Annotated in this window: 21 protein-coding genes, 1 riboswitch and 2 other annotated features (1 of these 24 only partly in view); of the genes, 7 read left to right on the plus strand and 14 right to left on the minus strand. The window is 42.8% G+C overall.

The window, feature by feature from the left end:
- Window positions 1-125 precede the first annotated feature (125 nt).
- The 3 genes from B1K71_RS19755 (at window position 126) to nagZ (ending at window position 3,024) form a co-directional block, all read left to right on the plus strand.
- Window positions 126-293, plus strand: a complete 168-nt coding sequence (locus B1K71_RS19755; protein ID WP_175631795.1) for a hypothetical protein — start codon at window positions 126-128, stop codon at window positions 291-293.
- Between the two features lie 70 nt (window positions 294-363).
- The gene (locus tag B1K71_RS01510; RefSeq protein WP_077324254.1) at window positions 364-1,311 is read left to right on the plus strand and encodes an MBL fold metallo-hydrolase; all 948 of its coding nucleotides are present in this window, start codon (window positions 364-366) and stop codon (window positions 1,309-1,311) included.
- Window positions 1,312-1,362: 51 nt separating this feature from the next.
- Window positions 1,363-3,024 carry a beta-N-acetylhexosaminidase gene (gene nagZ / locus B1K71_RS01515; protein ID WP_077324255.1) on the plus strand — a complete coding sequence of 554 codons (1,662 nt, stop codon included), beginning with the start codon at window positions 1,363-1,365 and terminating at the stop codon, window positions 3,022-3,024.
- An 80-nt stretch (window positions 3,025-3,104) separates the two neighbouring features.
- On the opposite strand, the gene B1K71_RS01520 is transcribed toward nagZ, so the two are convergent.
- The 6 genes from B1K71_RS01520 to selD form a co-directional block, all read right to left on the minus strand.
- A complete protein-coding gene (locus B1K71_RS01520; RefSeq protein ID WP_077324256.1) occupies window positions 3,105-3,686 on the minus strand; it encodes a DUF6036 family nucleotidyltransferase in 582 nt (193 codons plus the stop codon).
- Window positions 3,670-3,909 carry a hypothetical protein gene (locus B1K71_RS01525; RefSeq protein WP_077324257.1) on the minus strand — a complete coding sequence of 80 codons (240 nt, stop codon included), beginning with the start codon at window positions 3,907-3,909 and terminating at the stop codon, window positions 3,670-3,672. The genes B1K71_RS01520 and B1K71_RS01525 overlap by 17 nt, the downstream gene beginning before the upstream one ends.
- A 170-nt stretch (window positions 3,910-4,079) precedes the next feature.
- Window positions 4,080-4,469: a hypothetical protein gene (locus B1K71_RS01530; RefSeq protein WP_077324258.1), complete on the minus strand. Its 390-nt coding sequence runs from the start codon at window positions 4,467-4,469 to the stop codon at window positions 4,080-4,082.
- Between the two features lie 74 nt (window positions 4,470-4,543).
- Entirely contained in the window at window positions 4,544-5,347 is an 804-nt protein-coding gene (locus B1K71_RS01535) for a metallophosphoesterase (RefSeq protein ID WP_077324259.1), read from the minus strand.
- A 15-nt stretch (window positions 5,348-5,362) separates the two neighbouring features.
- A complete protein-coding gene (mnmH, locus tag B1K71_RS01540; RefSeq protein WP_077324260.1) occupies window positions 5,363-6,406 on the minus strand; it encodes a tRNA 2-selenouridine(34) synthase MnmH in 1,044 nt (347 codons plus the stop codon).
- A gap of 23 nt (window positions 6,407-6,429) precedes the next feature.
- Window positions 6,430-7,473 carry a selenide, water dikinase SelD gene (gene selD, locus B1K71_RS01545; RefSeq protein WP_077324261.1) on the minus strand — a complete coding sequence of 348 codons (1,044 nt, stop codon included), beginning with the start codon at window positions 7,471-7,473 and terminating at the stop codon, window positions 6,430-6,432.
- Between the two features lie 255 nt (window positions 7,474-7,728).
- On the opposite strand from selD, the gene B1K71_RS01550 reads away from it, so the two are divergent.
- The 4 genes from B1K71_RS01550 to B1K71_RS01565 are packed head-to-tail and all read left to right on the plus strand — an operon-like array spanning window position 7,729 to window position 10,850.
- Entirely contained in the window at window positions 7,729-8,118 is a 390-nt protein-coding gene (locus B1K71_RS01550; RefSeq protein ID WP_077324262.1) for a GntR family transcriptional regulator, read from the plus strand.
- The gene (locus B1K71_RS01555) at window positions 8,115-8,804 is read left to right on the plus strand and encodes an ATP-binding cassette domain-containing protein (RefSeq protein ID WP_077324263.1); all 690 of its coding nucleotides are present in this window, start codon (window positions 8,115-8,117) and stop codon (window positions 8,802-8,804) included. Before B1K71_RS01550 ends, B1K71_RS01555 begins: the two co-directional genes overlap by 4 nt.
- Window positions 8,801-9,634: a hypothetical protein gene (locus B1K71_RS01560; RefSeq protein WP_077324264.1), complete on the plus strand. Its 834-nt coding sequence runs from the start codon at window positions 8,801-8,803 to the stop codon at window positions 9,632-9,634. The genes B1K71_RS01555 and B1K71_RS01560 overlap by 4 nt, the downstream gene beginning before the upstream one ends.
- A gap of 13 nt (window positions 9,635-9,647) precedes the next feature.
- The gene (locus B1K71_RS01565) at window positions 9,648-10,850 is read left to right on the plus strand and encodes a hypothetical protein (protein ID WP_077324265.1); all 1,203 of its coding nucleotides are present in this window, start codon (window positions 9,648-9,650) and stop codon (window positions 10,848-10,850) included.
- A gap of 201 nt (window positions 10,851-11,051) precedes the next feature.
- Here B1K71_RS01565 and lipA read toward each other — a convergent pair whose 3' ends face one another.
- From lipA to trpE, 8 genes are all read right to left on the minus strand, one after another.
- The gene (gene lipA / locus B1K71_RS01570) at window positions 11,052-11,996 is read right to left on the minus strand and encodes a lipoyl synthase (RefSeq protein ID WP_077324266.1); all 945 of its coding nucleotides are present in this window, start codon (window positions 11,994-11,996) and stop codon (window positions 11,052-11,054) included.
- Window positions 11,997-11,998: 2 nt separating this feature from the next.
- Entirely contained in the window at window positions 11,999-12,805 is an 807-nt protein-coding gene (locus tag B1K71_RS01575; protein ID WP_077324598.1) for a lipoate--protein ligase family protein, read from the minus strand.
- 67 nt (window positions 12,806-12,872) lie between these two features.
- Window positions 12,873-12,975, minus strand: a riboswitch (TPP riboswitch).
- A gap of 244 nt (window positions 12,976-13,219) precedes the next feature.
- Entirely contained in the window at window positions 13,220-13,993 is a 774-nt protein-coding gene (gene trpA, locus B1K71_RS01580) for a tryptophan synthase subunit alpha (RefSeq protein WP_077324267.1), read from the minus strand.
- The gene (gene trpB / locus B1K71_RS01585) at window positions 13,986-15,191 is read right to left on the minus strand and encodes a tryptophan synthase subunit beta (RefSeq protein WP_077324268.1); all 1,206 of its coding nucleotides are present in this window, start codon (window positions 15,189-15,191) and stop codon (window positions 13,986-13,988) included. Before trpB ends, trpA begins: the two co-directional genes overlap by 8 nt.
- Window positions 15,192-15,319: 128 nt before the next feature.
- Window positions 15,320-15,925, minus strand: a complete 606-nt coding sequence (locus tag B1K71_RS19760; protein WP_175631796.1) for a phosphoribosylanthranilate isomerase — start codon at window positions 15,923-15,925, stop codon at window positions 15,320-15,322.
- Entirely contained in the window at window positions 15,915-16,715 is an 801-nt protein-coding gene (trpC, locus tag B1K71_RS19765; RefSeq protein WP_175631797.1) for an indole-3-glycerol phosphate synthase TrpC, read from the minus strand. Before trpC ends, B1K71_RS19760 begins: the two co-directional genes overlap by 11 nt.
- Window positions 16,716-16,717: 2 nt before the next feature.
- Window positions 16,718-17,743 (minus strand): anthranilate phosphoribosyltransferase, encoded by a 1,026-nt coding sequence (gene trpD / locus B1K71_RS01595; protein ID WP_077324269.1) that lies wholly within the window; start codon window positions 17,741-17,743, stop codon window positions 16,718-16,720.
- A gap of 15 nt (window positions 17,744-17,758) precedes the next feature.
- On the minus strand, window positions 17,759-19,150 hold the full coding sequence (gene trpE, locus B1K71_RS01600) for an anthranilate synthase component I (RefSeq protein ID WP_077324270.1): 1,392 nt from the start codon (window positions 19,148-19,150) through the stop codon (window positions 17,759-17,761).
- A 325-nt stretch (window positions 19,151-19,475) separates the two neighbouring features.
- Window positions 19,476-19,738 (minus strand) — a binding site (T-box leader).
- A 40-nt stretch (window positions 19,739-19,778) separates the two neighbouring features.
- Window positions 19,779-19,893, minus strand: a binding site (T-box leader) (it continues 128 nt past the right edge of the window).

Here is a 19,893-nt window from a genome sequence, read left to right on the forward strand (position 1 = left end):
TTCATTTCACATAATAAAAAGCACGATTTCGGAACTTGAGCAACAACAATATTCATTTTTGTGCAGTAGCCCTTAGAAACAAAAAGCGCTATAATGCATACAAATTTGTACAGGGAGCGATAGATATGGAATTGGAGGAATTTTATAATTTTGACGAACTTGATGATGAGCCTGTAATGGCTGTTTGTGACAAGTGTAAAAAGGTAGTTGAGGCATCCGAAACATTTACCTTAACCGATGGGAAGACATGCTGGATGGAAGTTTGCAGACAGTGCGGGGAAAATGTTAAATAAGCGGTGGACTGGTTAGATGTAGCATTTTTTTGTATAGTAAAGGGAGAACGAAGGACGAGGGGGAAAGACAATGGAAAATAAGGAACCAATTCAGATTGATAAAAGGATTCATCTGATTGATGGCTTTGATTTGGGACAACCGGAGCGAACAGGTACATATGTAATTGATGAAGAGGAGCTGACCCTGATTGAGACTGGGCCAAGCCCATCTGTAAAATACATTAAAAAAGGTTTGCATGCGCTTGGTTTTACGTTGGATCAGGTAAAATATATCATTGTCACACACATTCATCTGGATCATGCAGGCGGGGCCGGTTTGTTTATTAAGGAATGTCCAAATGCAACCGTTATTGTGCATCCCAGGGGTTCCAGACATTTAGCTAATCCAAAAGCGCTTGCCGCCGGGGCGAGAGCTGTTTACGGGGATAGCTTCAGTGAATTGTTTGATCCGATTGTTCCTATACCGGAAGATCGGCTGGTTGAGAAAACGGAAGGGGATACATTGAAAATCGGACCGGAATGTACGCTTGAGTTTTTGGATACACCAGGCCATGCCAAACACCACTTCAGCATCGTTGATCCAATTAGCAATGGAATTTTTACCGGTGATACAGTCGGGATTCGCTATAAACAGCTTGCAAACGAAGGGATTGATTTCTTTTTACCGTCTACATCCCCAAATCACTTTGATCCGGAAGCTATGCAGGAATCAATTGAACGTATTCGTGCTTTGCATGTTGACCGGATTTATTACGGACATTTTGGAAAGACAGAGCGTGCTGATACAGCATTAAGCCAAGTCTCGGAATGGCTGGATGTGTTTATGCAGATCAGTCAGGAAGTAAAGGCGGAAGGCAAGGGATATGATGTGCTGGCAGACAGGTTGCTGCAACGTGTGAAAGACTACCTTGCCGGGCTCGGTGTACCATCGGATCACGATGTGTTTGTCATTATTAATCTGGATATGCAAGTCAGTGCACTTGGGATCATCGATTATTTTCAGAAACTCAAGCATTAAAAGTGCTAATTAGTAATTTCATTCATAACTATACAGTTGGAGGATATCCAAGTGATAAAAAAGATCGGATTGGCCGTTGTTATACCACTTTTTCTAATCGGGGTTTATTATCTGACGCAGCAGGATGCGCAAGAACCATCTTCCCCTAAACCAGATAGCCCGCAACAGAAGGAAAATGCGGATTCTGGGCAACCCAATGCATCCATCGATGAAATATTTTCGTTGGCTGCAAAAGGGGAAGTACCGGGACATTCTTTTACAGCCGGTAAAACGAAAATAGATTCCGTAACAAAGAAGTGGGGCAGCTATAACGAAACGGTACAAACGAATAACGGGCAATATGTAGAGTTTCCGGATCGAAATGTCCATTTCGGCATCCAAAATGGAACTGTTTTTGATGTTCGGTTGTTTGATAGCGGATTATCTGCTATTCATTATAAGGAGATTAAGGAGCTAAAAGGAAAGCCTGATAAAACGCATGTCTATAAGGATGAAACACACCAGCAGATTATTCTCGTGTACAAGGTTAGCGCTGATTATCGTTTAAAATGGATCGTACCGAAACCGACTGACACGGAGTCAAATCCAGCAGTCGATCACATTTCTGTTGTAACAAGCAACAATTATCAATTGGAAAAACAGGTTGAGACGCTAACATTGGATGAAAAAATCGGTCAGATGATTTTTGCCGGGATTTCCGGAACAACAGCAGGGGAACAAACAAAAAAGCTAATCGGGAAATATAAAGTTGGCGGAATCATTTTATACGCAGCCAATATGGAAACTCCTGAACAAACAGTAGCTCTTTTAAATAAAATCAAGCAGCTCAATGAGCAAAATACGTCGCCTGTCTTACTTGGGGTGGATCAGGAAGGCGGTGTTGTTTCGCGGTTGCCGGGTGAATTAACAGACATTCCGCCGAATAGTAAATTAGGAACGGTCAATGATCCCGGTTATTCACATAAAATTGGCTTCCTTCTAGGCAAAATGGTAAAGGAATATGGATTCAATCTTGACTTTGCTCCGGTGATGGATGTGAACAGTAACCCGGACAATCCGGTTATCGGTAATCGGGCATTCAGCAATAATCCCGAGGTAGTCAGTAATTTGGGGATTCAAACGATGAAAGGGATTCAATCAAAAAATGTCATTCCGGTTATTAAACATTTTCCGGGACATGGCGATACAAGTGTCGATTCTCATTTGCAGCTTCCGACAGTAAATAAGTCCAAAGCGGCGTTAAGAAAATTGGAGTTAATCCCATTTAAAGATGCGATACAACACGGTGCAGATGTCATCATGGTTGCACATATTTTACTGCCAAAAATAGATGAAGATTATCCCTCTTCCATGTCAAAACCAGTTATAACCGGGATGCTGAGGGAACACCTCCAATATGAAGGTGTGATTATTTCTGATGATATGACGATGCAGGCGATTACGGATAATTATAAAATCGGAGGTGCTGCCGTCAAATCTGTCAAAGCAGGTACAGATATTATCATGGTTGCACATGATTATGGTAAGGTGACCACTGTAATTAATGCGTTAAAGCAAGCAGTGCAAAGTGGGGAAATTCCCGAGAAGCGTATTGATCAAAGTGTAAAAAGGATCATCCGTTTAAAACAAAAATATCATCTGCCTCATGACCAAACGGATCCTGTTAATGTTGATCAGCTTAATCATTCGATACAAAAGGTGCTTCGGGAATAGTAAGGTGACTTTTCCGGAAAAAGATAAGAATCCCGTACAATGTCTCGGCAGGTGCGGGATTCTTTAAGATTTCAATTTATTTATTCTAACCATTTTTTAATAATATCGTCCACTTGGGCCTTTTCTGAAGCATTCAAAAGATATTTATGATCCATAATTCCGGTATCATGTTTATGAATTTGAAACATTCGTTCAGCCCATTCGTAATCATCCGTCCATTCAGGATGTTTCGGACTTGAAACAAGTGCTGATTCTAATCGATGGATAATGATGTCTTCGATTGCAATGACAAGAATATTGCGGCCGTTTTTAAGTTCGATTGTTATTACTTTTTCTTTGCTGCCTTCCAGGAAATTATCCGGGATTTCAATTGCAAGCTCAAGTGTTTCGTGATACCAGTTCCGCCCCTGTTTTTTAAAATCCAATTCATTGGTTAATAAATCACTGATCTTTTCCCGTCCGTCCGTTATAAGATCAATATCGTACGTTGTGTAATTTGATCGTGTATATATTTCAACGGATAGCCCTCCAACGATGATTGGTTTGATTCCGTCCTCGTGAAAAAAAGCTGTTAACAGTGCGCAAAATTCCAACATTCTTTCATGCTTTCTAAGATTGATCAGATTGTTGAATTCCATTTTCAACTCATTCAGTTGGATCATAATACATCCATCTCTTTCCGATCATTTTCATTTTGCCTTCCCGTTTTGCACGTTCTATGCTTGCCTTGGTGATTTCTGTCAGTGCAACTTTTTCATCCAGCGACCTTGATCTGCATCTTCTTATACGTGAATGAGAGGAACTATTTGAATTCAAGCGTGCATTTACAGATGGACGATTTTCCAAAATATTACTCTCAATCCTGGACATTTTAACAGAACGCATGAAAACACCACCTTATACTAAAATTATACCATATAATTATCTTATCCATAATAAGATGAAAGTGTACATTATAGTTGCAATAAGGAATGCTTCGGGTTTGAAAGATAAAGAAGTTCATTAAAAGATCAGTTAAATAAAAAGAGGAACCAGTTTTTAACAGGTTCCCATTTTTAATCATCTTCTGTTTTTAAAAATACCAGTATGGCAAAAAACACAAAAGCCAACAGCAGGATGGATCCGCCGACGATGAAAAATACTGTGGTAACGCCATTCGCAATGCCGAACGGACGCAAATAATAAAGCCACATGCCGAATGTCAGCCCGACTGCACCTGCAATTGCGGCAACCACATGCAAGGTGGAAAGAATTTTATTAGCCGGTGTGAAAAGTTTATAATAAACAGCCCAGGCAAAAAGCGAGAGCCAGCCGACAACAAGTATATGTGCATGCACCGTTTTAAATGCCAGGCTCCCTGCACCAGCCATATGTGAACCGAGGAATGCCCCTGCCAAGGCAAATAATGCTGAAAATCTTAGCAATGTTTTACTGTATATATTCAACGATTCTCACTCCCTTTTATAACTGTCATAAGTATATCCTGTCTATGTGAACAGAATATGAACAGGATGTTACGTTATATGGTGATCATTTTAATGGTGGATGTAATCTCTTCTTCCGCTGAGGCGCTTGTCCATTCATGCGGATAGTAGCCTAACGGATTGCAAATTATTTCTATTCCATTGTAGGTTTCATGATAACGTTTATGTACATGTCCAAAAATATACTTTTTTATTTTATATTGCTCAGCCAGCTCACCGAAAACTTTACTTCCCTGCATTGCATTGAAAAAGTCCCACCCCGGGTCTCCTTTCACTTCCACAAAACGGGAAAAAGGAACAAAATGGGTAACCATAATAATATTTTGTTCACTGTGCTTTTCCAGCCAGTAGGATAGTTTGCGGATGTAGCGGTCAGCTACATCCTGATCCGATTCCGACCAGTGTGCATATGTTTTATCCGGCCATGTTAAATCGTGGAAAGTTCCTTTTTTGAAATCATTTGTAGTGTACTTCGGCAGACCGAAACTATAGTCATACCAGCCGCCATCACCAATGACTGCCCAATCTTTATTAAGTTCGACAACACCGTTTCCCAAATTTCCCGGGAACTGCAGCAATGTTTCATAGGCACGGAGGGAGCTTTCATCATAAACATCATGATTACCATGCACATAAAGGATTTTAGTTCCGGGGCATTCCTTCTGAAGCTGGTCCAGTAAGGTCAGTGCTTTTTGCGGCTTGGAGGTCATATCACCGGCAATGATAAAGACATCCGGGCAGTTTGTGGTAATCCAATTACGTATGATGGGCAGAATCGTTTCGCCGGTTCTTTTTCGGTTAATCCCTTCATGAATATCAGACAGTATACCAATTTTCATTTAAAGCCCCCCGTTTCAGTTATGGTTTGCGACTTTTACAATTGTCCTTTCAATACTGCGCAGCGCATGATCGTTATCTAAAGCATGCAGGTGAATCGTTTGGTTTTCCGGGTATCGTCGGGCGGAATGCTCATACCTTGGGTCATAGTAATATTCAAGCAATAGTTTTACTGCATTGTGATAGTTCCCCTGTTGAAGACCTTCTTCAATTTCAGCAGCAACTGGTGTATGAATCCGCTTTTTGATCCGGTAAAACGCATCGAGAAATTCATCGGGTGAATTCCATGGCTGATAGTCATCAAGTATATTTCGTACACGCTCATCCATTGGTAAATCAATAAATAGCTGCATACCCTGCTCTTTCTTATGGTAAAGAATTTCCGGTATTGTTACTTTTCCGATTCGCTTGCTTTCTCCTTCTATGAAAACGAAAGGGGCATCCCGGAAACGGAGCAGCTTCTGAACAAGCAGGGATTCAAACTTTTTCTGGTTGTTCGGTTTCAGACCAATCTGACCAAAAATAGATCCGCGGTGTCCCGCCATCTCTTCAAGGTCGATTACCGGGTATCCTTTTCGGGAAAGTTCGTTTAATAGAATTGTTTTGCCGGAACCGGTGTTGCCATTCAACACATAAAGCTCAGGTTTGAATTCCAGATTTTTAAGTGTTTCAACCACCCATTGACGGTAGGAGCGATAGCCGCCATCCAGCCGGTATACATGAATTCCCATTAAGTACAGGACGGTTGCGGCGGTTTTACTCCGCATACCGCCGCGCCAGCAGAAAACCGTCTTCGGTGAATCCATCTGATTGAATTGCTCAATGAACTGTGGCAGTTTTGCCGAAAAAATCTCCAGCCCGCGTTTTTTGGCTGCTTCCTGACTGACCTGTTTGTACAGTGTCCCGACTTCGGTACGTTCTTCATCACTGAATACCGGGATATTAATGCTGCCCGGTATTGTTGCATCATGATATTCCCCGGGGGATCGGACATCAATGATGGTATGGGATTCTTTTTGTTGTTTATTCAATAATTCATCCAGTGTAATATCTTTAAACATAGTATTTCACTTCCTGTTTCATGCTATTGAACGGTGATCTGACCGTTCTTACCGCTAATAACTTCGCCGATGATTTTTGCTTCCACACCATTCTTCTGCAAGTCCCCTAATAATGATTCCGCATCGTCACTACCCGCTGAAATGAGCAAGCCGCCTGATGTGACAGCATCACAGAGGATCCATTTATCCGTCTGGTCCATCGTTTCCGGATAATTTACAACATCCTGCACATGTTTAAAATTATTTTTGGTTCCGCCTGGTACAGAGCCGGATTCCGCTAGTTCTTTTACACGCGGTAAAATAGGAACATTGTCATATGTGATGTTGATTTCCACATCACTTGCCGCCGCCATTTCGGAGGCATGACCCAATAAACCGAATCCGGTGACATCGGTGCATGCGTGGATATCATAGGCTGCCATTGTTTCTGCAGCTGTTTTATTCAAAGTTGTCATGACATCGGTAACACGCTGTATTTCTGATTCATCAAGCAGATTATTTTTAATGGATGTCGACATAATGCCCACACCAATCGGCTTTGTCAAAATAAGCTTGTCACCGGGTTTTGCCCCTTTATTGGTTCGAACTTTTTTCGGGTTTACAGTCCCAGTTACGGCAAGTCCGAATTTTGGCTCCTGGTCATCAATCGAGTGACCGCCAACAAGGGAGACCCCTGCCTCTTCAAGTTTATCCTGGGCACCACGCAGAATTTCAGTCAGAATGTCTTTGTCCAGAGTTGATATTGGAAATGCAACGATGTTAAGAGCAGTTATTGGCGTTCCTCCCATTGCATATACATCACTAATCGCATTTGCCGCGGCAACTTGTCCGAATGAATAAGGATCATCCACGATTGGTGTGAAAAAATCTACCGTTTGCACGATTGCCAGATCATCGGTCAATTTATATACGCCGGCATCATCACTCGTATCAAGTCCGACGAGCAAATTTTCGTTCGGAGCGGCAGTCGGCAGTGTATGTAAAACCTGTTCCAAATCGGCCGGTCCGATTTTACAGCCGCATCCGCCCTTTGAAGATAATGAGGTTAATTTTATTTTATTTGCCATTTATAATCAGTCCTTCCAATATACCATTATCAGTCTAATTCAATTTTAACATACCATTATTGTTATGTGCTGAGTGGCTGGACATCGTGGAAAATAACTATTAAATAAACGGTTGACTTTTAAAGTGTATTAACCGTATAATACATTCCAGAAGCGTATTAACTGTTTAATACACATTTTTTTGACTAAGGTGTACTAATAACTTAATACACCCAACATCAAGGTTACATTTGAGTCCAACGAGGAGCTGTGTTTATGAAAATAAATGTAAACAACCGTGATCCGGTTTATGTGCAGGTAATTCGATATTTTAAAGAACAGATTGCAACGGGTAATTTTGAGCCTGGTCAGGAAATTCCCTCCAGAAGGGAACTGGCAAATCGGATTAAGATTAATCCAAACACGGCACAGCGTGCATACAAAGAAATGGAGGAACAGGGATTGATTTATACGGAACGAAATCTGCCCAGCCGAATCACGAAGGATGAGAAAGTGCTTAATGAAGTCCGAAGCGAACTAATAAGCGAAGCAGTTAATGATTTTGTGACTTCCATCCGCTCCATTAACGTTCCAATAGATGAGGTATTGGAAATGATTAAAGAAAAATATTCGACGGAAAACAAAGGACAGGAGGGGAAATCATGATAGAAGTAAAGGGGATCGAAAAGAAATTTGGCCGAAAAAAAGTCTTGAAAAGTGTATCCTTTACCGCTAATAAAGGCGAAATTACGTGCCTGATTGGAATAAATGGTGTCGGTAAAACGACCATTTTAAATGCAATTATGAATCTGACACCAATCAATAAAGGTGAAATTTTAATGGATGGGGAAAAAATAAACAAAAATAGTTATGAAAAAATCACTTTCATACCGGATGCGATTACGATGCTTCCGCAAATGACAATAGGAGATGCCTTGCAGTTTATGGATGATTTTTATGACAGTTGGAACCGGGAGCGTGCCACGGAATTGCTTGGATTTTTCAAGCTGCAGGAAGACGAGAAAATCTCCAGTCTGTCAAAAGGAAACGCAGCGAAGGTTAATTTGCTGCTTGGACTGGCACTTGATGTTGATTTTCTATTAATGGATGAACCATTCTCCGGCATTGACATATTCAGCCGGGAACAGATTGCTGAAGTGTTTACGAGCCACTTGGTGGAAGACCGCGGTGTGATTATTACTACCCACGAAATCGGGGACATTGAACATCTGATTGATAAAGTGGTCCTATTGGATAATGGTGTTGTGTTAAAAGAATTCAACAGTGAAGAAGTACGGGAAAATGAAGGGAAATCCGTTGTGGATGTAATGAGGGAGGTGTATCAGGCATGAATCGTTTTGTGAAATTAGTCAATTTTGAGCTGGGGAGATTTATGAAAATATATTTGGTGCTGATTGGAATCACCATAATTGCACAGGTTGCCGGTGTTTTTGTAACGGCAAATGCATATATGAGCAGGGCAAATCAGGTTATTTATGAAGAACTTGTTCCAAAATCACAGTTTCTGGAGCAATATGGAATGATGTCATTTACTGATTATGCCAGAAGTATCTGGTTCCTGGGCCCAGTTGCGATGTGTGCGGTAACATTGGCCATTTATATTTTCTTTATCTGGTACCGTGACTGGATTGGAAAAAATACGTTTGCATACCGGCTGCTTATGCTTCCGACAGCCCGCTTGAATGTGTATTTGTCAAAAGCATTAGCCATTTTTCTGATGGTGCTAGGACTTATATCGATTCAGCTGCTTTTGCTCCCATTGGAGAGTGCTGCTTTAACGTGGGTGGTTCCAGATGATTTTCGCGCAGATATGACCATTGAACAGATTGTCAACGGACTTAGATTTTTGCCTATCCTTTATCCGCAGACCTTTATTGAATTTATCCTTTATTATGGGATGGGATTCATGGTCGTTTCAGTTTTGTTTACAGCCATTTTATTCGAGCGCAGTTACAAATGGAAAGGAATTTTGATAGGAGCATTATACAGTGTGTTGTCGGCTGCTGTATTTTTATCGCCATTCCTTTTGATGATTTTTCTGCAGCAGGAGTACTTATACCCGATTGAATGGCTGATTGTAGAAATTGCGCTCGGTATCATTGTAACCGTAGCTGCCATTTGGCTTGGAAACATTTTGCTGAAGAAAAAAGTAACGGTGTAAGGGGGATTTCAGAATGAAACGCTATTGGAAATTGATTGCAATTGTAACGATTATTGTTCTTACCATTGGAACGTTCTATGTCAAGTCAGCTTTATCAGCCGGAAGTTATACGGAAATTGTATTTAAGAAAGAAAAAGGGAATGATGAGGTGGTTGAACCGCTGATCCTCCATGGTAATTATTATGCCAATAAGATTGGGCATGAGTTTGAAATGACTGCTGAAAAGACCACCTTTAAACGTGAGCGCTCATTTTTGGAGCGGATCAGCAATATGTACAGACCTGAAATGAAGCAGCTTAAAGATGAATACCGCAGTTTTATGCGTGGTAAGAAAGGATCTGTATCCAATTATTTGAACTCAGAGGAAGTACTTGCATATGTGAATATAATCAATCAGTCCATCCGGGAAACGCCAAGTGAAATGGAGTTTGAAGTTGACATTCTAAAAAAAGAACCGGATAAAACAGTTTCATTTTCATTGCCTGTTCCAAACAGGGCATTGTATGCCAATGCGCACGTGCTGGATGTTCAAATGATTGACGGGGATTTAAAAGTTGTAACGAGTAACTACCCTAAGGTTTCCGGTGAGAATTTAACCGGTGAAGAATTCCATGTATATAGTTTTGACATTGAAAAGCAGGAAATTAATGGTGAGAAAGAGATTTTGGCTCTTGGAAACGATGATTCGGGAAACTATGAAACGATAAGTACGATGGGCGAAATGAATGAAATGAGCCCGCATCCATACATGGTATTTGCCATGATTGACCAAGAATCCAATACTGACCGGGGCGAAAAAGCACCTTCGAAAAACAGCAGTGAATTCATTATTTATAACTTTGAAAACGGAAAGGAATCCAAAGTTGATGTATCAATGGATATTCAATTTAATGGTCCATATCCATACAGTTTTGATGACAGCAATATTTATGCCATTGCCGGACAAAAAAATTCCCGGATAATCATGTATAACCTGGAGTCTAAAAAGGTGGAGAATGAAGTTGATATACCGGATGAAAACTCGGGAGAATCATTATTTAAAACCTTAAATGGCAAACTGTATGTATTATTATCGACGATGGAGGATGCTTCACCAAACATACATGTGTTTGATACGAAAACAGGTGACACATTGTACGAAGGGGAGATAGCTGTGGAGAAACCTGTTAAAGGGAACACTTTCTTCCACTTTTACGAAATGGATTTTAGGAAATGAATGGAACGTCTGCTCTTTTTGGGCAGGCGTTTTTTAGAACTTGGATTTTCAAAATTCTATCAAAAAGTATACTTATGTGGAAATATACAATCTACCATAGATAACATATAATTAAACTATAGAAAGATAAACAACCCATAAATTATTGAAGAAACGCACACTCCAGATCGGGATGTGCGTTTCCTTTGCAGAACAGGGTTTTTAAAACGTAAAGTCCACCTGCTTATTCTCTTGTTTTTCATAACCCTTCATGTAATTGATTCTGCGCTGGGCAGATGCCTTAGTTACCTGTTCATCTGCATGGTAAGATGAGCGGACAAGCGGGCCTGCCTCACAATGACTGAATCCTTTCTCGAGGGCGATTTGTTTTAGTTCTTCAAACTCATCCGGATGATAGTAACGCTCTACTTTTAAATGCTTTTTGGTAGGTTGAAGGTATTGACCGATCGTCATAATGTTTACATCATGTGCCAGCAAATCATCCATTGCCTGGATAATTTCTTCCTTTTCTTCACCAAGACCAACCATAATACTCGATTTTGTCGGTGTATTTGGTGCAATCTCTTTTACGCGTTGAAGTAATTGCAGTGAACGGTCATACATCGCACGTGCACGCACGCGTTTCGTCAGGCGGCGGACAGTTTCGATGTTGTGGTTAAATATATCCGGTCCACTGTCCATTAGTGTATGCAGGCTTTCATAGTCACCTTTCATATCGGACGGCAATATCTCAATTGTGCAGCCCGGATTCTGATTTCGAACTGCGCGAACGGTGTTGGCAAAGACCTGAGCGCCTCCATCGTTCAGGTCATCACGTGCAACTGCAGTGATGACGACGTGTTTAAGCCCCATTACGCTGACTGAGTCCGCCACACGCTTCGGCTCACCCCAGTCAAGTTCATTCGGCATTCCGGTTTTAACTGCACAAAAGCGGCAACCACGTGTACATGTATCACCAAGAATCATGAATGTTGCAGTTTTGCGTTCGCTCCAGCATTCATGTATGTTCGGGCAGCGTGCTTCCTCACAAACAGTATTCAATCGGTTTTCACGCATCAATTTTTTTAAGCCGCGGTATGATTTATTTGTATTGATTCGTGTTTTCAGCCACTCCGGTTTGCGTATGTATTCTTCCTGTTTTGCCACACTTACACACTCCTTGTTGGTTGTTTGGTTGAGTAGTTGGTTTCGGCTAGATGAAATACTTCGTTCCACTGGCTTTCAGATAGAGTAAATGGTTCAAGCTGAAGATCCAGACCATCTCTGAATCCTTCGTAAAAGGCTTTTTTTACCGTATCATAGGTTTGTTTTTGTTCGGTCAATTGATTAATTGCAGCTGCTTTCTTTGCAAAAGCGCGTCGTTTTCTTGCTTTTACTTCTTCATTTGGAAAGACAAATAAATCAAATAACATGATTTCATCAATGGACAGTGGTATTGACCCATGCTGCAGCAAAACTCCGCGTTTGCGGGTTTGCGCATTTCCGGATAATTTCTTGCCATCCGCAACCATCTCGTAAAATGCCGGGCGTTCAAAGCAGATGGCGCTTCTCTCTCTGGACAGATCTTCAGCGTAATTTGCCTCAATTCCCAGGTTTTTGTATCCTTGAATGATTCCTTTGGATAAAACATAGTATGCTTCCTGGATGGATGACGGGATACCCGGGTTTTTTTCGGAAATGACGATGCTGTAAGTCAGTTCATCATCATGCAGTACAGCGCTTCCGCCTGTCAGTCGCCGTACGTGCTGGCATTGATGTTTTTGCAGGTTGCGGTAATTAATTTCGGCATCCTTTTGAAAATGACCGAGTGACAGGCTTGGTTTTTTCCAACCGTAGAATCTTAGGACAGGCGGGATTTTTCCTTCACTATGCCAATTTAACAAAGCTTCGTCCAAAGCCATGTTTACGGAAGCATCATGAAACCCGCTGTCCAAGATTCCCCATTTTCCATGCATTATGTAACCTCCTTTATATTGATTCCGGATAATATAAAACTGCAGCCATATGGATGCAGTCGGATGATTTGTTATGACTGCACTTTCCCACGCTGGTATTATCCGGTTCGGGTTCAAGGGTCAGAACAACAAAGTCCTTCTCAGCCAATCTAGCTCCCCTAGTGCTAAAAAATGGAATTCAATTATTAATAATTATCTTAACGGGTATTTTTCATAATGTAAAGCATCCATTTTAGCTGAAGCCTCTATAATGATTTATCCACGGTTCCGGGGGGATATCCACGAATTTGAACTAGATATTCACGGTTCCAGGGCGGGTATCCACGAATTTAAGATAGATATCCACGATTTCTTACTTTACGTCCGCAAAACTAGTCACACCCGGGGGAAGACCCGGATGTGACTAATCTATATTTAGACACTCTCCTCGAGCAATTGTTGGACGTTTTCCGTTTTTCCCTCGTGTAAAAAATTAACAATGGTACTGCCGATGACGACCCCGTCACATGCTTCAGCAAGTTCATGTGCTTGAGAACTGGTAGAAACACCAAATCCGGCCAGGACCGGCTTATCGGTATAGTTTTTTAGTTTTTGAAGATAGTTTTTTACGTTGCTGTCATGCGTGGTTCTGGCGCCGGTTGTGCCTGTGACAGCAACAGCATAGAGAAAGCCTTCCGTTCGTTCAGCAATTTTTTGCAGCCGTTCATCAGGTGATGTCATTGCAGCAAGCCGGATATACGAAATGGCATTTTCTTGCAAATCATCTTTTACAATTGCTTCCTCCTCCAGTGGAAGGTCCGGAATAATAACACCGTTAACCCCCGCATCTGCACAATCTCTGGCAAAATTCCCGGCCCCGTACGTAAAAACAGGGTTTAAGTAGGTCATCAAAATAACCGGAATCGTTCGTTCTTCTTTAAAGCTTTTCAGTTTTGTCAGAACGGATGATAGGGTAGTGCCTTGTTCCAATGATCGTTGCCCTGCATCCTGAATGGTCGGTCCGTCTGCAACGGGGTCAGAGAAAGGAATTCCGAGTTCTACCGCAGCAGCACCGCTATTCTGCAAAAAATTTAGCTGCTCTTCCAATTGACCAAGCGGCCTGTCACCGGCCATAATGTACGGAACAATCAATTTTTTGTTGTTCTGAAGCTTTTCTTTCAGCGCTTTGTCCAGTTTAAGATTACTCATCAACGTCACCTCCTAGCAGATCTTTTACCGATTCAACATCTTTATCGCCGCGTCCGGACAGGCAAATGACAAGTGACTCGTCTTCATGCATATTTTTGGCATGCTTCAATGCAAATGCTACAGCATGTGCACTTTCCAATGCGGGGATAATCCCTTCTGTTTGCGAAAGGAGTTTGAACGCATCCAACGCCTCATCATCCGTCACAGATGTATAAGTTACCCGGTTCGTTTCATGTAGGTGACTGTGTTCGGGACCAATGCCAGGATAATCAAGCCCTGCTGAAATCGAATGTGCTTCTTCAATTTGTCCATTCTTGTCCTGGAGTAAATGGGTCATTGTACCATGGAGTACGCCAACAGTGCCGGCGGTTATAGTAGCTGCGTGTTTGTTTGATTCAATGCCGCTTCCGCCTGCTTCAACTCCGTACAGGTTTACATCTTGATCCTCTATGAATGGATAGAACATCCCCATTGCATTGCTGCCGCCGCCAACACATGCAGCGACTGCATCAGGGAGACCGCCCGTCAATTCCTGAAATTGCTGTTTTGTTTCCTGGCCGATTACAGCCTGGAAGTCACGGACCATTTTTGGAAATGGATGCGGCCCAACAACAGATCCGATAATATAATGGGTGTCATTCACATTACTGATCCAGTAGCGAAGTGCCTCGTTCACCGCATCTTTCAGGGTACCGCTGCCCTGTGAAACACTTTCGACTTTCGCCCCAAGCAGTTCCATTCGGAAAACATTGAGCTTTTGCCTGCGGATATCTTCTTCTCCCATGAAAACCACGCATTCCAATCCAAGCAGCGCGCACACAGTAGCTGTTGCAACCCCGTGCTGGCCGGCGCCGGTTTCTGCGACAACCTTCTTTTTCCCCATCCGCAATGTCAGCAGTGCCTGGCCGATTGTATTGTTGATTTTGTGTGCACCGGTATGGTTGAGGTCTTCACGCTTCAAGTAAATGGAGGGCCCCTCAAGTTTTTTGGTTAAATTCTCAGCATAATAGAGCGGTGTTTCTCTGCCTACATATTGCTTCAGATAGTAATCCAACTCCGAAATGAAAGAAGGATCTTTTTTGGCAGTTTCATATGCTTCCTCCAGCTCGGCAACTGCCGTCATCAGCAGTTCCGGCACAAATTTTCCGCCAAAACTTCCATATCTTCCTGTCTGATCAGGCATCGTATAAGTTGTCATTGTTCATCATCCTCTCGTCGTTTATCAGTCACATTGCTTCGTTTATCGGTCACATTGCTTCAGTTATCAGTCACTTTTCATGTTTTATCGGCCACTTTGCATCATTTATCAGTCTTTTTCCATTTTTATCAGGAATTCGTTTTTGCCCCGCGGACAAAACGGGAAATCTTGGCTGCATCTTTTTGTCCGTTTGTTTCCACACCGCTGGAAACGTCAACACCGGCAGGATTGACAGCGGTTATGGCTGCCTGCACATTATCGGGAGTGAGTCCGCCGGCCAAAATGATTTTTTCCGGATCCAGGCCGCTATCGGACAATAATTTCCAGTCAAAAGTTGTGCCATTGCCGCCTCGGTTCGGTCCGCGCGGGCTGTCGACCAAAAGATAGTCACACGGATAAACCGGTGCCTTTGACGGAAAATCGCTTGTCATCGGATATGCTTTTAATACCGGATAATCAAGATCGGCTGCGAATTCAGGCGGTTCGTCTCCGTGCAGCTGTATTACATCAAGTCCCGCAGTTTTCGCTGTTTGTTCGATGTTTTCTTTTGTTTCATTAACAAAAACACCAACTTTTCGGATGCTTGATGAAAGCCCCGCAGTTATTTCTGCTGCCCGCTCCGGTGTAATCTGCCGCTTGCTTGGGGCAAAGACAAATCCGATATAATCAGCTCCCGCATCAACAGCTGCCTGAGCTGCTTCCTCTGATTGAATACCACATATTTTAATGAGCATTTGCAGTGCCTTCTTTCGGTAATGGAATTTTTAATGCCTGGAATGCTGCCGGTAAATTATCGGCGCGCATCAATGTTTCTCCAACAAGAATTCCTTTGGCACCACTTTTTTGAACGCGAATCACATCTTCTTTCGTTTTTATGCCGCTTTCACTGATCAGCACCGTTTTCGGATTGGTTACCATGGAGGCCAATGTTTCAAATGTTGCTAAATCGACATCAAATGTTTTCAAATTGCGATTATTAATCCCGATAATCGCAGGATCAAGCGCCACTGCCTGCTCCATTTCTTCCGCGTCATGCACTTCACATAGAACTTCCAGCCCCTGATTGGTTGCATAGTCGTACAGCTCCCTGAGTTTATCCGGTGCAAGGGCCGCAACAATCAGCAAAATAACTGATGCACCAGCTGCTTTTGCCTGGTCAATCTGGACAGTATCGATGAAAAAGTCTTTGCATAGTATTGGCAGATCAACTGCTTCACGGACGTTTCGCACATCATCCATGGAGCCTTTGAAAAATGTGCTGTCGGTCAGAACAGAAATGGCACCCGCACCATTTGATTCATATATTTGGGCCTGTTCAGCAGGATTGACAGCCGCATTAATGGACCCTTTGGAAGGGGATGCACGTTTGATTTCAGCAATAATGTTCATTGTGTCCGTATTGCGAAAAGAATCTGCAATGTGCGCAACAGCTTTCTTGTTAGCAGGCGCGGACTGATCTGTTTTTTTTCGCAGCTCTTTTACTTCTTTCTCTTTTTCGGCGATGATTTTATCCAGAATAGTCATGATCAGATAGCCTCCTTAGAAACATTGGAACTGTATTCCACCAAATAGTTCAATTTTTCCAGTGCTGCACCGCTTTCGATGCTTTCTCTTGCCAATTCAATTCCGTCAAATATGGTCGATGCTTTCCCGTTTGCGAAAATGCCAAGTCCCGCATTAAGCAATACGGTATCATAGTAAGCGCCGCGTTTTCCTTGTAAAACATTCCGTAAAATAGCTGCATTTTCTTTGGGAGTATCCCCCTGGATATCTGCGTTTGCATATACCGGCAAGCGAACATCTGCCGGATGAAGGGTGAAGGATGTGATGTTACCATTGTCCAGCAATGTAATATGGTTCTCACCTGAAAGTGATGCCTCATCCATATTGCCGGCACCATGCACAACGACAGCCCGCTTTCTTCCCATCTGGTTTAATGCTGCAGCAAGCATTGGCAGCATATCCCGGCGGTAGACACCGAGCAGCTGTGAATCCAAGTTGACGGGATTTGTTAACGGTCCAATCAGATTAAAGGTGGTTGGAACACCGAGATCTTTTCGGACTTTCGTAATCCGTTTCATCCCCGGATGCACATGGGGCGCAAACAGAAATGCGATATTATTTTCCGTCAAAACTTTCTCAACATGGTCTTTTGAAAAAGATAACGATATCCCCAGTTCCTCCAAAACATCCGCACTGCCGGTTTTACTGGAAATGCTCCTGTTCCCGTGTTTGGCAATCTTTATCCCTGCACCGGCAATGACAAATGCTGCCGTGGTGCTGATATTAAAACTGTTTGAATAATCCCCGCCTGTACCGCAGTTATCCATCACATTTCCAAGCGAATCCGTTGCTTCCGTTGACTGGGATCGAATAACTGCTGCAAGACCGGCAGCTTCATCTGGTGTTTCTCCTTTCGCCCGTAGTGCTGTCAGAAATGATGCAAGTTCACTGTCGCTGACCTCGGGTGAAAAACAATTTAATGCAGCGTCTTTCATTTCCTCTATGCTTAAATCCTGTTTATTCAGCAGCTTTTCAATATAGCTTTTCATGTTAAAACTCCTTTCCTATCCTTCATTTTTTATCTCCATCAGTGATTTTGCTTTGTTTAGCGTTTCGTAATATTCCTTTTCCGGATCAGATTCCTTAACAATTCCGGCGCCCGCCTGCAAATATGCCTGGTTTTGGTTAATCATCAGGGAGCGGATGGTCAGGGCAAAATTCAAATCATAATTAAAGTTGATGTAGCCGACTCCGCCTCCGTAAGCACCGCGCCGAACGTTTTCGAGCTCATTAATAATCTGCATTGCCCTTGCCCTGGGTGCACCTGAAACAGTACCGGCCGGCAAACAGGCGATAAGTGCATCAATGCTGGAATATCCGGCTGCAAGCTTGCCATGAACCTCGGAAACCATATGCATCACATGCTCATATTTTTTCACATGCATATAGGCAGGCACTGTAATGCTGTCTTTGGTGCAGACCCGTTCAAAATCGTTTCTGCTCAGGTCAACAAGCATCTGATGCTCGGAAATTTCCTTTTTGTCCGTTATTAAATCTTTGACCAACGCCTGATCCTCGTCTCTTGTACCGCCCCGTCGTCTTGTACCGGCAATCGGATTTGTTACAATCCGATCTTCCTCCGATTTCAGAAGGCTTTCCGGGGATGAACCGAGCAGCACATAGTCTTCAAAGTCAATGTAAAACATGTACGGGGAAGGATTTGCGTTGCGCAGTTTCCGGTACAGCGAAAAGGAATCCCCGTCAAATGCTGCCTTCATGCGTTGCGACAACACAACCTGTAGAACCTCTCCACGGTTAATGTAATCTTTGGCGATTTCCACTTGCCGCATAAATTCCTGTTTGTCAATTGCCGGCTGGAAATCAATTTCCACATCATCTGCCGGATTAACAGTGGCTGATGGGACCAATGCACCTTCCAGTTGTTCCAATCGATTATCCAGCTCCTCTTCCGGCTGATCATCAAGGTTTGTCGCAACCAGGTAAACTTTATCCTTTCGATGGTCAAATACGATAACATCCTTGTATAACATGAAATGCGCATCTGCCATGTTCACCTCATCCGGCAGTTCGTCTCCGATATTTTCGAATGGACGGACGGTGTCATATCCCAAATAGCCAATTGCCCCGCCGAAAAATGGAAACGGGAGCTGTAGATCTGATTTCGGGAAAATTTTCTGTAAAACAGATACAATCGGTTCGTTATAGCTGACAGTGTTCTTTTTGTCATGATTAGTAACCGTCGTCTTATCCTGATTACTCGTGAACTCCTGATATGGATTGACTCCAATAAAGGAGAATTTACCATTTTCTTCATGCTGAAAAGAACTTTCCAGCAGAAACTTTTTCTTACCTGTCAGATTGTTGAATATTCCAATCGGTGTCAGCATATCCGCATTATGCTCGGTAAATTTGCAAGGTATTGTTTTGGTATGCATTTGCATCACTCCTTAGTTTTAAATAACCAATGAAAATCTAAAATTGGGGCTTTATTTTCTTCTTGGACAGAATAAGCCACGTCCAGCTCCAGCGCCCAGCAACTAGCAAACTTCACACTTCTCACTACGATAAGTCAACATCGGTTCGCTTCCAGCTCACCGTGTTTCCTTTATCTCATTGTTGAAGGAAGATCGGCTAAAACCGCCGCTTTGCGCGGCAACGCCGACCCACCCTGCATGGCAGGGCGCAGTTTGTACGTTGCTAAACGGGCGCTTCCGCTTTTCCAAATAAAAAATCCTCTGCAAATGCATGGTATATGCATTTGCAGAGGACGGTTGTGACCGTGGTGCCACCTCATTTTGAAGAACAACATTCTTCATCTCTTTTCAGATACGTGCGAACCGGGGAGGGTCATCCCGGTTCTCAGATATCCTATCCGTGTAACGGCGGAGCACCGTGTTTCCCTACTGGTGTTCAGGAAACCTCTCGCAAGTCCATTCGGCTGTTATTCACGTACCGGTATTTCACCGCCACCGGCTCTCTGAAACGCTGCAAAACAGCTTACTTCTCTTACTCAACGATTTAATCTATGAATTTTTTTTGGAATACAAAAAGGCCCCCATCCATCGAAAGGACGGGGGACCCGTGGTGCCACCTTTATTAGCTGAAAATCAGCTCACTTTGGCAATATGAAGCACTGCTTCATATTTATCCCAATAACGATGGGATGGTCCGCCAAAGC

The organism is Virgibacillus siamensis, from assembly GCF_900162695.1.
Classification (GTDB): domain Bacteria; phylum Bacillota; class Bacilli; order Bacillales; family Amphibacillaceae; genus Lentibacillus; species Lentibacillus siamensis_A.

Excerpts from the sequence above, each read along its gene's own strand:
- B1K71_RS01535 (WP_077324259.1), bottom strand. The coding sequence starts at position 5,347 with ATGAAAATTGGTATACTGTCTGATATTCATGAAGGGATTAACCGAAAA.
- B1K71_RS01565 (WP_077324265.1), top strand. The coding sequence starts at position 9,648 with ATGAAACGCTATTGGAAATTGATTGCAATTGTAACGATTATTGTTCTT.
- trpC (WP_175631797.1), bottom strand. The coding sequence starts at position 16,715 with ATGACTATTCTGGATAAAATCATCGCCGAAAAAGAGAAAGAAGTAAAA.
- B1K71_RS01510 (WP_077324254.1), top strand. The coding sequence starts at position 364 with ATGGAAAATAAGGAACCAATTCAGATTGATAAAAGGATTCATCTGATT.
- B1K71_RS01550 (WP_077324262.1), top strand. The coding sequence starts at position 7,729 with ATGAAAATAAATGTAAACAACCGTGATCCGGTTTATGTGCAGGTAATT.
- B1K71_RS01555 (WP_077324263.1), top strand. The coding sequence starts at position 8,115 with ATGATAGAAGTAAAGGGGATCGAAAAGAAATTTGGCCGAAAAAAAGTC.
- trpA (WP_077324267.1), bottom strand. The coding sequence starts at position 13,993 with ATGAGTAATCTTAAACTGGACAAAGCGCTGAAAGAAAAGCTTCAGAAC.
- trpB (WP_077324268.1), bottom strand. The coding sequence starts at position 15,191 with ATGACAACTTATACGATGCCTGATCAGACAGGAAGATATGGAAGTTTT.
- mnmH (WP_077324260.1), bottom strand. The coding sequence starts at position 6,406 with ATGTTTAAAGATATTACACTGGATGAATTATTGAATAAACAACAAAAA.
- B1K71_RS01560 (WP_077324264.1), top strand. The coding sequence starts at position 8,801 with ATGAATCGTTTTGTGAAATTAGTCAATTTTGAGCTGGGGAGATTTATG.
- B1K71_RS19755 (WP_175631795.1), top strand. The coding sequence starts at position 126 with ATGGAATTGGAGGAATTTTATAATTTTGACGAACTTGATGATGAGCCT.
- B1K71_RS19760 (WP_175631796.1), bottom strand. The coding sequence starts at position 15,925 with ATGCTCATTAAAATATGTGGTATTCAATCAGAGGAAGCAGCTCAGGCA.
- B1K71_RS01520 (WP_077324256.1), bottom strand. The coding sequence starts at position 3,686 with ATGATCCAACTGAATGAGTTGAAAATGGAATTCAACAATCTGATCAAT.
- trpD (WP_077324269.1), bottom strand. The coding sequence starts at position 17,743 with ATGAAAAGCTATATTGAAAAGCTGCTGAATAAACAGGATTTAAGCATA.
- trpE (WP_077324270.1), bottom strand. The coding sequence starts at position 19,150 with ATGCATACCAAAACAATACCTTGCAAATTTACCGAGCATAATGCGGAT.
- B1K71_RS01575 (WP_077324598.1), bottom strand. The coding sequence starts at position 12,805 with ATGCATGGAAAATGGGGAATCTTGGACAGCGGGTTTCATGATGCTTCC.
- selD (WP_077324261.1), bottom strand. The coding sequence starts at position 7,473 with ATGGCAAATAAAATAAAATTAACCTCATTATCTTCAAAGGGCGGATGC.
- B1K71_RS01525 (WP_077324257.1), bottom strand. The coding sequence starts at position 3,909 with ATGCGTTCTGTTAAAATGTCCAGGATTGAGAGTAATATTTTGGAAAAT.